Raw genomic sequence first — 13,601 nt, 5'->3', positions numbered from 1 at the left:
CACCTCCGTGTCTGCCGCAAGACCGCTCACCACCCTGCGCACCATCGCCGTCGTAGCAGCGCTCCCCCTCCTGCTCAGCGCCTGCGGCTACGGATCCGACGCCACCGACGACGACAAGCAGACCGAGGTCGCGGCGGACGCCAGGAAGCTTTCCGCCGACGAGGTGAAGATCGGCTACTTCCCCAACCTCACGCACGCCACCGCCCTGGTGGGCGTGCAGGAGGGCCTGCTCCAGAAGGAGCTCGGCGGCACCGAGGTCAAGGCCTCGACGTTCAACGCCGGGCCGTCCGAGATCGAGGCGCTCAACGCCGGATCCATCGACATCGGCTGGATCGGTCCCTCCCCCGCCATCAACGGCTACAGCAAGTCCAACGGCAAGAACCTGCGCATCATCAGCGGTTCCGCCTCCGGCGGTGTGAAGCTCGTCGTCAACCCGGACAAGGTCAAGACCGTGGACGACCTCAAGGGCAAGAAGATCGCCACCCCGCAGCTCGGCAACACCCAGGACGTGGCGTTCCTCAACTGGATCGCCGAGAAGGGGTGGAAGGTCGACGCGGCGAGCGGCCAGGGCGACGTCTCCGTGGTCCGCACGGACAACAAGATCACCCCGGACGCCTACACGTCCGGCTCCATCGACGGTGCCTGGGTCCCCGAGCCGACCGCGTCCAAGCTGGTCGCCGAGGGCGCGAAGGTACTGCTCGACGAGGACGGCCTGTGGCCGGACAAGAAGTTCGTGATCACGAACATCATCGTGTCGCAGAGCTTCCTGGAGAAACACCCGGACGTCGTCGAGGCCGTGCTGCGCGGCTCGGTGAAGACCAACAAGTGGATCAACGCCAACCCGGAGGAGGCCAAGGCCTCCGCGAACAAGGCCCTGGAGGAACTCTCCGGCAAGGCCCTGCCCGCCGACGTCATCGACCCGGCCTGGAAGTCCATCACCTTCCTCGACGACCCGCTGGCCTCCACCCTCAACACGCAGGCCGAGCACGCGGTCAAGGCCGGTCTGCTGGAGAAGCCCGACCTGAAGGGCATCTACGACCTCACGCCGCTCAACAAGATCCTCGAGGCCGAGGGCGAGAAAGAGGTCGACGACGCCGGTCTCGGCACCGATTGACGACAGCCGGACCCGATGAGCCCCCAAGAGGTGACGAGGCCAGGGCCCCCACGATCGCCAAGCCGGGCACGCCCGGCGGACGGCACCTCGTGCTGGACGACATCGCACTCGATGTCGCACCCGGCGAGTTCGTCCCCCCTCTTGGGGGCCTGCGGCTGATGGTGGAGCGTCGGGTGCCGCGCGGGCGGGGACTGCTGGTCTCCCGCTGAACGAGACGCACATGTCGGCGGGAGCGCCCGGCGGCGCCACTCCGCCGCCCCTGCCAGTGACCAGCGACACGCAGGCCAAGGCTCTGACCTGCTCTTTCACGGAAGCGCTTCCGCCTGGCAGAAGCCGCCTTGCGCGGCGGCCCCAGCCGTCACGACCCTGATTCCAACCACGGCACGCGGGGCGACGACGCCCCGCCGACAGGGACGGGAAGCCCATGCCTCACATGACCGCCTTCGCCAGGAACCAGTGGTACGTCGCCGCCTACAGTCACGAGGTCGGGCGGGAGTTGCTCGGACGGACGATTCTCGGTGAGACGCTCGTGCTCTACCGGACCGAGGAGGAGGGCACACCGGTCGTGCTGCACGACCGGTGTGTGCACCGCCGGTACCCGCTGTCCGAGGCCCCGACGCGCCTCGACGGCGACCGGATCGTGTGCGGGTACCACGGGTTCACGTACGACACGACCGGTACGTGTGTGTACGTGCCGGGGCAGAAAAGGGTGCCGCGCACGGCCCGGGTCGCCTCCTACCCGGTCGTCGAGCAGGACTCGCTGATCTGGGTGTGGATCGGTGACCCCGCGCTCGCCGATCCGCAGAGCATCCCGCGGGCCAGGCACCTCGACTCCCCCGGCTGGGTCACCGTGCGCGGCATGGAGCCCATCGACTGCGACTACGGGCTCCTCGTCGACAACCTTTTGGACCTGTCGCACGAGACGTACCTGCACGGCGGGTACATCGGCACCCCCGAGGTCGCCGAGACGCCGATCACCACGGAGGTCGACGAGGGCGCCGGGATCGTCCGGGTGAGCCGGCACATGGACGACGCCGAGTGCCCGCCGTTCTACGCCAAGTCGACCGGCATCGAGGGCCGGATCACCCGCTGGCAGGACATCGAGTACCACGCGCCCTGCCTGTATCTGCTGCACAGCCGCATCGCCCCGGTCGGTGTGCTGCCCGAGGCGGACGGCAGCGACCCGAACGGCTTCCACACCGAGATCACGTACGCGATCACACCGTCCGGCGACGGCAAGGTGTACGACTTCTGGGCCGTCTCGCGCGACTGGGCGACGGACGACGCCGAGGTCACCGAGTTCCTGCGCGGGAACAACCACACGGTCGTGATGCAGGACGTCACCGCCCTCAACCTGCTCCAGAAGACCCTCGGCACCGAGCGCACCGGCTACCAGGAGCTGAGCATCAACATCGACACCGGTGGTCTGGCCGCCCGCCGTATCCTCGCCCGGCTGGTCGAGGAAGGCGAGAAGCCCGTGGAGAAGGTCCAGTGACGAGTCCGACCGGCGAGATCTACCGCATCGACTGGCTGCCCGGCACGGACGTCCTGCACGGCACCTGCCACTGCGGCCGCGAGCACACCGCGCAGGACCCGGTGGAGATGTGGGAGTGGATGCTCGCCCACCCGCAGGGCCACGACGTCGACGAGCCGCGAGGGAACAGCTCATGAGCGTGTACGAAGCCGAACTCGTCGTGGAGCGGCGGGATTCGGCCGCCGACGGCGTGCTCGCCCTCACGCTGCGCCACCCGCTCGGCGAACCGCTGCCGGCGTGGGAGCCGGGCGCTCACATCGACGTCGTGCTCGGCCCCGGGCTGGAGCGGCAGTACTCGCTGTGCGGCGATCCGGCGGACCGGTCGGCCTGGCGGATCGCGGTGCTGCGCGAGCCGGACGGCCGGGGCGGATCGGCCCATGTGCACGAGCAGGTGGGGCAGGGCGACAAGATCCGCGTGCGCGGGCCCCGGAACAACTTCGGCCTGGAACCCGCCCCCCGCTACCGCTTCGTCGCGGGCGGCATCGGCATCACCCCGATCCTGCCGATGCTGGCGGCGGCCGAGGCCGCGGGCGCCGAGTGGACGCTGCTGTACGGCGGGCGCAGCCGCCGGTCGATGGCGTTCGGCGAGGAACTCGCCCGGTACGGGGACCGGGTGACGATCGCGCCCGAGGACGAGACGGGGCTGCTGGACCTGCCGTCCGTGCTGGACGACGTGCCCGACGGCACGCTCGTCTACTGCTGCGGCCCCGGGCCGCTGCTGGACGCCGTCGAGGAGCGCTGCCCGTCCGCGGTGCTGCGCGTCGAGCGGTTCCGGCCGAAGGAGCGGGAGACCGGCGGCGACACCGGGTTCGAGGTGGAGCTGGCGCGGAGCGGCAGGGCACTCACCGTCGCGCCGGACGTGTCCGTCCTGGACGCCGTGCGCGCCGCCGGGGTCGAGGTGCTCTACTCCTGCACCGAGGGCACCTGCGGGACCTGTGAGACCGACGTCCTCGAGGGCACCCCGGAACACCGGGACTCCGTGCTCACCCCTCAGGAGCGGGAGAGCGGCGAGACGATGATGATCTGCGTGTCCCGGTGCCGGGGGCAACGGCTGGTGCTGGACTTGTGATCCGCAGGTCGGCCTCGATCCCGGCGACGGTCGCCAGCAGGTGCGGCAACAGGTCGCGGCGTATGGAATCGACGGAGTTGCGCCCGGCGTGCACGGCGATGTTGACGGCCGCGACCACATCGCCGTCCCGGTCCCGTACCGGGGCGGCGACCGCCCTCAGCCCCTCCTCCAGTTCCTGGTCGACGACGGCGTAGCCCTGCCGGCGGACGCGGCGCAGCTCCGTCCGCAGGGCCCCCGGCGTGGCGATCGTGCGGGTGGTGAGGGGCTTCAACTCCGCCCGGGCGAGCCTGGCTTCGGCGTCCTCGTCCGGCAGGTGGGCGAGGATCACCCGGCCCACCGACGTCACGCACGCCGGGAAGCGGGTGCCGACCGTGATGGACGCGGTCATGATGCGGCGGGTCGGGACCCGGGCGACGTACACGATGTCGTCGCCGTCGAGGACACAGAGCGAGGACGATTCCCGTACCCGCGCGACGAGTTGCTCCAGATGGGGCTCGGCGATCTGGGGCAGCGTGTAGCTGGAGAGGTAGGAGTAACCGAGTTCCAGCACCCGCGGGGTGAGGCGGAAACGGCGGCCGTCGGTGTGGACGTAGCCGAGGTCGGCGAGGGTGAGCAGGAAACGGCGCGCCGCCGCGCGCGTCAGCTCGCAGGCACGCGCGACCTCGCTCAGGGTCAGCGCCGGATGCTCGGCGTCGAAGGCGCGGATCACGGCGAGGCCGCGCTCGAAGGACCGGACGAAATGCGGTGCGCGGGCTTCAGCGGACATCCTGGGCCTCCGGCGTGACGTACGACCGTGCGCTCCGCGCACGCTAGGAGTGCGGATCTCGTGATGTCAACGAGCCGGTGGGACAAAGGCATTGACCATGGATCGGGCCCGGCTCTACGTTCTCGCTGAGCACGAGTGTGCTGTCTGCGCACAACCTGTCGGAGCACCACAGCCGGTCCCACAGGAGGAGTCATGCGTCGTCGTCTCTTCACCCGTCTCGCGGCCGTGTCCGTCCTGCTCACCGCGGCGGCCTGCGGCTCGTCCGGTGGTGGTGGCGCCTCGGACGCGGGCGCCTCGTCCGGCGGGGTGACCACCGTCGAGGTCGGACTCATTCCCATCGTCGATGTGGCACCGCTCTATCTGGGCCAGAAGAAGGGCTTCTTCGAGAAACAGGGACTGAAGCTGCGGTTCACCACCGCGCAGGGCGGCGCGGCGATCGTGCCGGGGGTGGCCAGCGGTCAGTTCCAGTTCGGATTCTCCAACGTGACGTCGCTGATGATCGCGCAGACCAACGGCGTTCCGGTGCGGGCCGTCGCCAACGGCATCGCGTCGACCGGCGTGGCGGGCAAGGACTTCGGCGCCCTCATGGTCGAGAAGGGCAGCCCCGTCAAGTCCTCGCGGGAGTTGGAGGGCAAGAAGGTCGCCATCAACACCCTCAAGAACATCAACGAGACCGCGGTGCGCGCGTCGGTGCGCAAGGCGGGCGGCGATCCGGACAAGGTGAACTTCGTGGAGCTGGCCTTCGACCAGATGCCGGCCGCCCTCGGCAAGGGCCAGGTCGACGCGGCCATGGTGGTCGAGCCGGCGACCGCCACCGTCAAGAGCCAGGGCGGCGTGCAGATCGCCTCGCCCCTGGTGGACGTCGCACCGGACCTCACCGTCGCCATGTACTTCACCTCCACCGCCTACGCGCAGCAGAACCCTGAGCTGGTGAAGAAGTTCCAGGCCGCCACCGCCGAGTCCCTCGCCTACGCGGACGCCCACCCGGACGAGGCCCGCCAGATCGTCACCACGTACACGAAGATCCCGGCGGCGGTGCTGAAGAAGGTGACCCTGCCGAAGTGGCCGGCCGAGGCCAACCGGTCCTCCATCGAGGCGCTCATGAAACTCGGTGAGGAGGACGGCCTGTTCAAGTCGACGCCGGACCTGGACAAGCTGCTGCCGTGAGGGACGCAGTCGCATGAGGGGAGCCGACGTCGCACTCGGTGCGGCCGGGCTCGCGGCCTTCCTCGCCCTGGGCGAGGCGGTGCCGCGGCTCGGCCTGGTCGAAGAGGCCTACTTCCCGCCGACCAGCCGTATCGCCGAAGCGCTCGCGGACGAGGCGGCCGACTCGGCCTTCTGGACGGCGCTCGGCGACACGCTCACCGGCTGGGCACTGGGCCTGGCGATCGCGTCCTGTGCGGGGATCGTGGTGGGCGTGCTGATCTCGGTCGTGCCGTATCTGCGTGAGGCGACGGCCTCGACGATCGAGTTCCTGCGCCCGATCCCGTCGGTCGCGCTGATCCCGCTGGCGGTGTTGCTGTACGGCACCGAACTGCGCTCGGTGCTCCTCCTCGTCGTCTACGCGTCCTTCTGGCAGGTCCTGATCCAGGTTCTGTACGGCGTCCAGGACGTCGACCCCGTCGCCGACGAGACGGCGCGGTCGTACGGCCTCGGTACCTGGGCGCGGATCCGGCATGTGCTGTGGCCGACCGCGCTGCCGTACGTCATGACCGGTGTCCGGCTGGCGGCCGCGGTCGCGCTGATCCTCGCCATCACGTCCGAACTCGTCATCGGAGCACCGGGGCTGGGCAGGCGCATCGGGGTGGCACAGGCCTCGCAGGCCGTGCCCGAGATGTACGCGCTGATCGCGGTGACCGGGCTGCTGGGGCTGCTGATCAACGTCGGCGCGCGCACGGTGGAGCGGCGGGCGCTGGCCTGGCATCAGTCGGTGCGCGGGGAGGTGGCGGTGTGAGGGGTCCGCTGCTGCGGCTGGTGTTCGCCGTCGCCCTGCCGGCCCTGCTGGTCGCGGTCTGGTGGGTGGCTTCCGCGGGCAGTACGGACGTGTACTGGCCGCCCCTGCGGACGATCCTGGAGGCCTTCCCGCACGTGTGGACGGCGGAGCGCCTGCGGAGCGACGTCCTGCCGAGCGTGCTGCGGCTGACGGGCGGTTACGCGCTGGCGGCGGTCGCGGGTGTGGCGCTCGGCACGGTCATCGGGTCCTACCGGCGCGTGCGGGCGGTGTGCGAGCCGGTCCTGGAGTTCCTGCGGGCGGTGCCACCGCCGGTGCTGGTGCCGGTCATCATGCTGTTCGCGGGGATCGGCGACACGATGAAGGTCACGGTGATCGCGGCCGGCTGCGTGTGGCCCGTTCTGCTCAACACGGTCGAGGGCGTGCGGGCGGTGGACCCGGTGATGGCCGAGACGGCGCGCTCGTACGGCATCACCGGCGTGGCGCGGCTCAGGAACCTGGTCCTGCGGTCGGCGAGCCCGCAGATCTTCGCGGGTCTGCGCCAGGCGCTGTCCCTCGGCATCATCCTCATGGTGATCAGCGAGATGTTCGCCGCGAGCAACGGGCTCGGTTTCACCATCGTCCAGTTCCAGCGCGGTTTCGCGATCCCGGACATGTGGACCGGCATCCTCGTGCTCGGTCTGCTCGGTTTCCTGCTGTCGGTCGTCTTCCAGTGGGTCGAGCGGCGGGCGCTCGGCTGGTATCACGGTCTGCGCGCCTCGGTCCGGCGGTCGCCGTGAACCTCTTGAAAGGGCGGTCCATGCTCGACGTACGGGGTCTGCGGAAGGTCTACGAGGGGTCGGGGCGGCGTGTGGAGGCGCTCCGCGACCTCACCTTCACCGTCGACGCCGGAGAACTCGTCTGTCTCGTCGGGCCGTCGGGCTGTGGCAAGACCACGCTGCTGAAGTGCGTGGGAGGGTTGCTCACGCCGACCGGTGGTGAAGTGTTCCTGGAGGGCCGGAAGGTGAGCGGTCCGCCGCCCGGTATGGCGTTCGTCTTCCAGGAGTACGGGCGCAGCCTCTTCCCCTGGATGCGCGTCGGCGAGAACGTCGAACTCCCGCTGAGGCGGAAGGACTTGAGCAAAGGCCGACGCCGGGATCTGGTCCGCGACGCGCTGGAGTCGGTGGGGCTGGCGGACGCCGTGGGGGCGTATCCCTGGCAGTTGTCCGGCGGTATGCAGCAGCGGGCCGCCATCGCGCGGGCGCTGGCGTACGAGCCCCGTGTACTGCTGATGGACGAGCCGTTCGCGGCGGTGGACGCGCAGACCCGGGCCGATCTGGAGGACCTGGTCCGGGGGCTGTGGCGGGAGCGCGGCATCACGATCCTGTTCGTCACCCACGACATCGACGAGGCCGTCTACCTCGGGGAGCGGGTGATCGTGCTGTCCGCCTCCCCCACCGTGGTCCGGGAGCAGCTGAAGGTCGATCTGCCCGAGGAGCGCGATCAGTTGCACACCAGGGTGGATCCGCGCTTCGCCGAGCTGCGTACGCGTGTGTACGAGCAGATCCAGGCCGCGAAGAGGGGAGCCGCGGCGTCCTAAGAGCTCGGTCCAGCACGCCTTCCGGAGGCTGCGGGCTGTGGGGGCGGGTCGCGCATTTCCCCGCGCCCCTAGGGGGCGCTTGCCCACAGGCCCCTGATGTGGCTCAGGTGCCGGGTCATGACCGCCCGTACGGCATCCCCGTCCCGGGCGAGCAGCGCCTCCAGGATCTCCAGGTGTTCCTCCGCCGACGCCTCCAGCCGCCCCTGCTCGGCGAGCGCGGTCAGTCCGTACAGCCGGGAGCGGCGTCTGAGGTCCCGTACGACGTCGACGAGATGATCGTTGCCGGCGAGGGCCAGCAGGCCGAGGTGGAAGCGCAGGTCGGCCTCGACGTAGGCGATGAGGTCGCCGGCCGCGGCGGAGGCGACTATCTCCTGTGCGACCGGCCGGAGTGCCTCCAGCGCCGCCGGGTCGGCCGTGGCGGCGAGGCCCGCCGTCGTGGGGATCTCGATCAGCGCCCGGATGTGGGTGTACTCGTCGAGCTGCTTCTCGGAGACGGCGGTGACGCGGAAGCCCTTGTTGGGCACGGTGTCGACGAGGCCCTCCTTGGCCAGGTCGAGCATGGCCTCGCGCACGGGGGTGGCGGAGACACCGAAGCGGGCGGCGAGACCGGGGGCCGAGTAGACCTGGCCGGGGAGCAGCTCACCGGCGATCAGGGCGGCCCGCAGCGCGTCCGCGACCCGCTCCCGGTGGCTGGGTTTCCTGCTGCCCAGCACGGGCAGGGCGGGGGTGTGCTGCGGGGCCATGACGGTCGGAGGTCCTCTCGTGGTCGGGCGTGGGCGGCTTACAGGACGAACCCCGCCGGGAAGGGGTCCTCGGGGTCCAGCAGGTACTGGGCGGTGCCGGTGATCCAGGCGCGTCCGGAGAAGCTGGGCAGCACCGCCGGGCGGCCGGCCACCTCGGTGGTGCCGAGCAGCCTCCCGGTGAACCGGGTGCCGATGAAGGACTCGTTGACGAACTCGGTGTGCAGGGGGAGTTCGCCGCGCGCGTGCAACTGTGCCATGCGGGCGCTGGTGCCCGTGCCGCACGGCGAGCGGTCGAACCAGCCGGGGTGGATGGCCATGGCGTGCCGGGAGTGGCGTGCGGTCGAGCCGGGGGCGGCCAGGTAGACGTGGTGGAGGCCGTGGATGGACGGGTCCTCCGGGTGGACGGGCGGGTCCTCGGCGTTGACGGCGGCCATGAGGGACAGGCCGGCCCGGAGGATGTCGTCCTTGCGCGACCGGTCGAAGGGCAGGCCGAACCGCTCCAGCGGCAGGATGGCGTAGAAGTTGCCGCCGAAGGCGAGGTCGTACGTCACCGTCCGGCCGTCGGCGAGGATGGCCTCGCGGTCGAGGCCGACGGCGAAGGAGGGCACGTTCCGGAGGGTGACCGCCTTGGCGGCACCGCCCTCGACCGCCACCTCGGCGACGACGAGGCCCGCCGGGGTGTCGAGCCGGATGGTGGTGACCGGCTCGGTGACCTCGACCATGCCGGTCTCGACGAGCACGGTCGCCACGCCGATCGTGCCGTGCCCGCACATCGGCAGATAGCCGGAGACCTCGATGTAGACGACGCCCCAGTCGCAGTCCGGCCGGGTCGGCGGCTGGAGGATCGCACCGCTCATGGCGGAGTGACCGCGCGGCTCGTTCATCAGCAACCGCTTGATGTCGTCGCGGTGTTCGCGGAAGTACAGCCGCCGCTCGTTCATGGTGGCGCCGGGGATGGTGCCGATGCCGCCGGTGATCACACGGGTCGGCATGCCCTCGGTGTGCGAGTCGACGGCGTGCAGGACGAGTCTGCTGCGCATGATCCCTACGACAATCCGGCCGCTACGGCCTTCTCGGTGGCGGCCCGGACGGCGGCCTCCTGCTCGGGCAGCAGCGGCATGCGCGGCGGGCGACAGGGTCCGCCGTGGCGGCCGACGAGGTCCATGGAGAGTTTGATGGCCTGGACGAACTCCACCCGCGAGTCCCACCGCAGCAGCGGATGCAGCTGCCGGTACAGGGACCGCGCGGTGTCGAGGTCGCCGTCGACGGCCGCGTGGTACAGCTCGGCCGAGGCCTGCGGCAGCGCGTTCGGGTAGCCCGCCACCCAGCCCTTGGCTCCCGCGACGGCCAGCTCCAGCAGGACGTCGTCCGCGCCGATCAACAGGTCCAGTTCGGGGGCGAGTTCGGCGATGCGGTAGGCCCGGCGGACGTCTCCGGAGAACTCCTTCACCGCCCGGATGTATCCCTCGCCGTGCAGCCGGGCGAGCAGTTCGGGCACGAGGTCGACCTTGGTGTCGATCGGGTTGTTGTACGCGACGACCGGCAGGCCCGTCTTCGCGACCTCGGCGTAGTGGGCGAGGACGGAACGCTCGTCGGCGCGGTAGGCGTTCGGCGGCAGCAGCATCACCGCCCGGCAGCCCGCCTCGCCCGCCTGCTCGGCCCAGCGCCGGGACTCGGCGGACCCGTACGCGGCGACGCCGGGCATGACGCGCTGCCCTCCGATCGCGGCGACGGCCGTCTCGACGATCCGGGCGCGCTCCTCGGGGGTGAGCACCTGGTACTCGCCGAGGGAGCCGTTCGGCACGACGCCGTCGCAGCCGTTCTCGACCAGCCAGGCGCAGTGCTCGGCGTACGTGTCGTAGTCCACGGAGAGGTCGTCGTTCAGCGGGAGGGCGGTGGCGACGAGGACGCCGCGCCAGGGGCGGTGGTCGGTCATGACAGTTCCTCCTGGGTGTGGTGCCGTGCGAGGACGCCGAGCGGTACGGGACGAGCGAAGGACCTTCTGGAGGGGGCGGGCGGGCAGCCGGTGAGACCCGCGACGGCCGTCTGGCACATCCGGCCCTGGCACCAGCCCATTCCGGCCCGGGTCAGCAGCTTCACGGTGCGCTCGTCGCCCGCTCCGAGGTCCAGGGCGTCGCGCACGGCACCGGCGGTGACCTCCTCGCAGCGGCAGACCACGGTGTCGTCGGTGACCTGCTCGGGCCAGTGCGCGGGCGGTGCGTACGCGGCGTCGAGGGCGGCCGCGGAACTCCTGAGCTTGGTACGGGCCTTGAAGGCGGCGGGGGCCGGGCCGGGGACGGTGCCGCGCAGGTGGGCGGCGGCGGAGCATCCGGCGATGTGTCCCTCGGCGAGGGCGAGGGCCGCGCCGCCGATACCGGTGGACTCCCCGGCCGCCCACACGCCGGGTACGTCCGTGCGCTGCTCGGCGTCGACGGCCACGGCGAGCCCGTCCAGGCCGCAGCCGAGGCCCTCCGCCAGGTCGGTGTGCGGGAGCATGCCGTGGCCGACGGCCAGGGTGTCGCAGGGGACCTGCCGCTCGGTGCCGGGCCGGACGCGTCCGGCGGTGTCGAGGGCGGCGACCGTGACGCCGGTCAGCCGGGTGTCGCCGTGGGCGCGGACGACGGTGTGGCGGGTCAGGACCGGCACACGGTGGCGCAGCAGCCGGGCGGCGTGTCCGGCGCCCTCCGGGAGCTTGCCGGTCAGGGCCCGGGCGTGGCGGGCCAGGCGCCCGGGGCCGGTGGACTCGACGAGCGCGGCGACCTCGACGCCGGCTGCCGCGAGTCCGGTCGCCACGGGCAGCAGCAGCGGCCCGGTCCCGGCCACGACGGCTCTGTGTCCCGGCACCACGAGTTGGCCCTTGAGCATGGCCTGGGCGCCCCCGGCGGTGACGACGCCCGGGAGGGTCCAGCCGGGGAAGGGCAGCACGTGTTCGTATCCGCCGGTGGCCAGGAGCACGGCACGGGCGTGCGTCTCGGCCGGCTGCTCCTGCTCCGGACCGAGCAGCGCATGCACGGTGAAGCCCCCGGAGGCCCGCTCCACGCACCACACATGGTGATCCGTCAGCACACGTACGGCACTGGCGGCGAGGCCGTCCCGCAACCGCTCCCAGGTCCGCCACTGGTGGTGCAGCGCCTCGGGTCGCCCGGCCCCCAGCCCGGCGGCGGGCTGCCGGTAGAACTGCCCGCCGGTCTCCGTCGCCGCGTCGATGAGCACGACCCGGGCGCCGCGCGCACTCGCCGCCAGCGACGCCGCCAGCCCGGCGGGTCCGGCCCCGATCACGACGAGTTCAGCCTGCACGACTGTCTCCCCCGTCGTCCGCTCCCTCGTGGTCTGCCCCCGCATGGCCCGTCCCCTCCTGCGTGCCGATCACATCGCCCGGCCGCACCGGCACCAGGCAAGCGCGTTGGTTGGGGCGGTCGTTGACGGTCACCAGGCAGTCGAAGCAGACGCCGATCCCGCAGAACACCCCGCGCGGACGGCCCTCGCCCCGGGTGGCGCGCCAGGAGGTGACGCCCGCCGCCCACAGCACGGCGGCGACCGTCTGCCCGGGCAGCGCCCGGACCGGCCGCCCGTCGAACGTGACCGTGAAGGCGGGTCCGGGCCTGGCCCCCGCCCGTTCCAGTGGATTCACTCGGCCTCCTCGGGGAAGCGGTCGGGCCGGAACGGGGCGAGGTCCAGGTCGGGCGTCCGCCCGGTCAGCGCCTGGGCGATCAGATGCCCGGTGCCGGTGGCGAGACCGACGCCCGCGCCCTCGTGCCCGCAGGCGTGCAGGAGTCCGGGCGCCCGGGGGTCGGGGCCGATCGCGGGCAGATGGTCCGGCAGATACGGACGGAAGCCCGCGTACGTCCGCATGGCCCGGACTCCGGCAAGGAACGGAAAGAGCCGGGTCGCGCCCGCCGCCAGCGCCCGCAGCGCCGGGAGCGACAACGACCGGTCGAAGCCGACCCGTTCGCGGCTGGCGCCGATGAGGACCGGCCCGGCGGGTGTGCCCTCGACGACCGGGGAGGTCTGCAGGGCCGCCGAGTCGCTGGCGACGTCGGCCACGTAGTCGGCGGCGTACACCTTGTGCCGGACACGGGGCGGCAGCGGCTCGGTGACCAGGACGAAACCGCGCCGGGGCAGCACCGGCAGCGACACCCCGGCACGGGCCGCCACCTCGCCGCCCCAGGTACCGGCCGCGTTGACGACGGCCGGGGCGTGGATGTCGCCCCGGTCGGTACGCACTCCGCGCACCGCACCGTCGGGGCCGCGCAGCACCCCGGTCACCTGCCGGCCGGTGAGCAGCCGGGCCTCCGAGACGCGCAGCAGGTGGGCCGCCGCCAGAGCGGGCATCACCTGGGCGTCCTGTGGGTAGTGCACGCCGCCCGCCAGGCCGGGGGCGAGATACGGCTCAAGGTCGGCGAGCCGGTCGGGCGGCACCGGGACGGCCTCGACCCCGGCCGCGCGCTGCCCGGCGGCGAGTTCCTCCAGCCCGGCCAGCGCCTCGCCGGTGCCCGCGACGACGACCCCGCCCTTGGCCTCGTACTCGACCGCCTTCCCCAGCCCATCCCGGGCCAGTTCGGCCCACAGCCGGGCGGACAGCAGGGCCAGGTCGAGCTCGGGCCCGGGTTCCTTGTCGGAGACGAGGAGGTTGCCCTCCCCCGCGCCGGTCGTACCGCCGGCCACCGGGCCCCGGTCCACCACGACGCTGTCCAAGCCCGCGCGGGCCGCGTACAGGGCGCAGGCGGCGCCCACCACCCCGGCTCCGACCACCACGACATCGCAGGTCAGCGGCTCGCTCACGCCAGTACTATGTCACACACCACACTCTCTGGGGAATGGGGCGAACGCGGGTGATGCAGGGAA

The 13,601-nt window shown here is 71.9% G+C and carries 15 protein-coding genes and 1 pseudogene; 9 read left to right on the top strand and 7 right to left on the bottom strand.

The window, feature by feature from the left end; all coding sequences use genetic code 11:
* Nucleotides 1–7 precede the first annotated feature (7 nt).
* From HDA41_RS34640 to HDA41_RS34620, 5 genes and pseudogenes are all read left to right on the top strand, one after another.
* Nucleotides 8–1,114 (top strand): ABC transporter substrate-binding protein, encoded by a 1,107-nt coding sequence (locus tag HDA41_RS34640; protein ID WP_184991031.1) that lies wholly within the window; start codon nucleotides 8–10, stop codon nucleotides 1,112–1,114.
* Nucleotides 1,111–1,260 (top strand): annotated as a pseudogene (locus tag HDA41_RS42865) (ABC transporter ATP-binding protein); the annotation flags it as partial. The gene HDA41_RS34640 and the pseudogene HDA41_RS42865, both read left to right, overlap by 4 nt.
* Nucleotides 1,261–1,538: 278 nt before the next feature.
* Complete coding sequence (locus HDA41_RS34630) at nucleotides 1,539–2,609, top strand: aromatic ring-hydroxylating dioxygenase subunit alpha (protein WP_184991030.1); 1,071 nt, start codon at nucleotides 1,539–1,541, stop codon at nucleotides 2,607–2,609.
* Nucleotides 2,606–2,785, top strand: coding sequence for a hypothetical protein (locus tag HDA41_RS34625; RefSeq protein WP_059416872.1), 180 nt, complete (start codon nucleotides 2,606–2,608; stop codon nucleotides 2,783–2,785). Before HDA41_RS34630 ends, HDA41_RS34625 begins: the two co-directional genes overlap by 4 nt.
* Entirely contained in the window at nucleotides 2,782–3,717 is a 936-nt protein-coding gene (locus HDA41_RS34620; RefSeq protein WP_184991028.1) for a PDR/VanB family oxidoreductase, read from the top strand. Before HDA41_RS34625 ends, HDA41_RS34620 begins: the two co-directional genes overlap by 4 nt.
* Here HDA41_RS34620 and HDA41_RS34615 read toward each other — a convergent pair.
* Complete coding sequence (locus HDA41_RS34615; RefSeq protein ID WP_184991026.1) at nucleotides 3,632–4,483, bottom strand: IclR family transcriptional regulator domain-containing protein; 852 nt, start codon at nucleotides 4,481–4,483, stop codon at nucleotides 3,632–3,634. The two genes, HDA41_RS34620 and HDA41_RS34615, sit on opposite strands and share 86 nt — an antisense overlap.
* A gap of 192 nt (nucleotides 4,484–4,675) precedes the next feature.
* Between HDA41_RS34615 and HDA41_RS34610 the strand changes: the two genes are divergently transcribed.
* From HDA41_RS34610 to HDA41_RS34595, 4 genes are read left to right on the top strand one after another with little or no spacing between them, the layout of a single operon-like run.
* Nucleotides 4,676–5,650, top strand: a complete 975-nt coding sequence (locus HDA41_RS34610; RefSeq protein WP_184991024.1) for an ABC transporter substrate-binding protein — start codon at nucleotides 4,676–4,678, stop codon at nucleotides 5,648–5,650.
* 13 nt (nucleotides 5,651–5,663) lie between these two features.
* Nucleotides 5,664–6,437 (top strand): ABC transporter permease, encoded by a 774-nt coding sequence (locus HDA41_RS34605; RefSeq protein WP_184991022.1) that lies wholly within the window; start codon nucleotides 5,664–5,666, stop codon nucleotides 6,435–6,437.
* A complete protein-coding gene (locus HDA41_RS34600) occupies nucleotides 6,434–7,213 on the top strand; it encodes an ABC transporter permease (protein ID WP_184991020.1) in 780 nt (259 codons plus the stop codon). The genes HDA41_RS34605 and HDA41_RS34600 overlap by 4 nt, the downstream gene beginning before the upstream one ends.
* A gap of 20 nt (nucleotides 7,214–7,233) precedes the next feature.
* Nucleotides 7,234–8,013, top strand: coding sequence for an ABC transporter ATP-binding protein (locus HDA41_RS34595; RefSeq protein WP_184991018.1), 780 nt, complete (start codon nucleotides 7,234–7,236; stop codon nucleotides 8,011–8,013).
* A 68-nt stretch (nucleotides 8,014–8,081) separates the two neighbouring features.
* Here the strand turns inward: HDA41_RS34595 and HDA41_RS34590 are convergent, their stop codons facing one another.
* From HDA41_RS34590 to HDA41_RS34565, 6 genes are read right to left on the bottom strand one after another with little or no spacing between them, the layout of a single operon-like run.
* A complete protein-coding gene (locus HDA41_RS34590) occupies nucleotides 8,082–8,756 on the bottom strand; it encodes a GntR family transcriptional regulator (RefSeq protein WP_184991016.1) in 675 nt (224 codons plus the stop codon).
* Between the two features lie 38 nt (nucleotides 8,757–8,794).
* Nucleotides 8,795–9,796 (bottom strand): proline racemase family protein, encoded by a 1,002-nt coding sequence (locus HDA41_RS34585; protein ID WP_184991014.1) that lies wholly within the window; start codon nucleotides 9,794–9,796, stop codon nucleotides 8,795–8,797.
* 5 nt (nucleotides 9,797–9,801) lie between these two features.
* Nucleotides 9,802–10,692 carry a dihydrodipicolinate synthase family protein gene (locus HDA41_RS34580; protein WP_184991013.1) on the bottom strand — a complete coding sequence of 297 codons (891 nt, stop codon included), beginning with the start codon at nucleotides 10,690–10,692 and terminating at the stop codon, nucleotides 9,802–9,804.
* Entirely contained in the window at nucleotides 10,689–12,098 is a 1,410-nt protein-coding gene (locus HDA41_RS34575; protein WP_184991011.1) for an NAD(P)/FAD-dependent oxidoreductase, read from the bottom strand. The genes HDA41_RS34580 and HDA41_RS34575 overlap by 4 nt, the downstream gene beginning before the upstream one ends.
* Nucleotides 12,043–12,387, bottom strand: a complete 345-nt coding sequence (locus tag HDA41_RS34570) for a (2Fe-2S)-binding protein (protein WP_184991009.1) — start codon at nucleotides 12,385–12,387, stop codon at nucleotides 12,043–12,045. Before HDA41_RS34570 ends, HDA41_RS34575 begins: the two co-directional genes overlap by 56 nt.
* The gene (locus HDA41_RS34565; protein WP_184991007.1) at nucleotides 12,384–13,538 is read right to left on the bottom strand and encodes an NAD(P)/FAD-dependent oxidoreductase; all 1,155 of its coding nucleotides are present in this window, start codon (nucleotides 13,536–13,538) and stop codon (nucleotides 12,384–12,386) included. Before HDA41_RS34565 ends, HDA41_RS34570 begins: the two co-directional genes overlap by 4 nt.
* Nucleotides 13,539–13,601 lie beyond the last annotated feature (63 nt).

It is taken from the genome of Streptomyces caelestis, from assembly GCF_014205255.1.
In the GTDB taxonomy this organism is placed as follows: domain Bacteria; phylum Actinomycetota; class Actinomycetes; order Streptomycetales; family Streptomycetaceae; genus Streptomyces; species Streptomyces caelestis.
The sequence above is the reverse complement of the archived record's forward strand: the minus strand, read 5'-3'. Positions and strand labels throughout refer to the sequence as shown.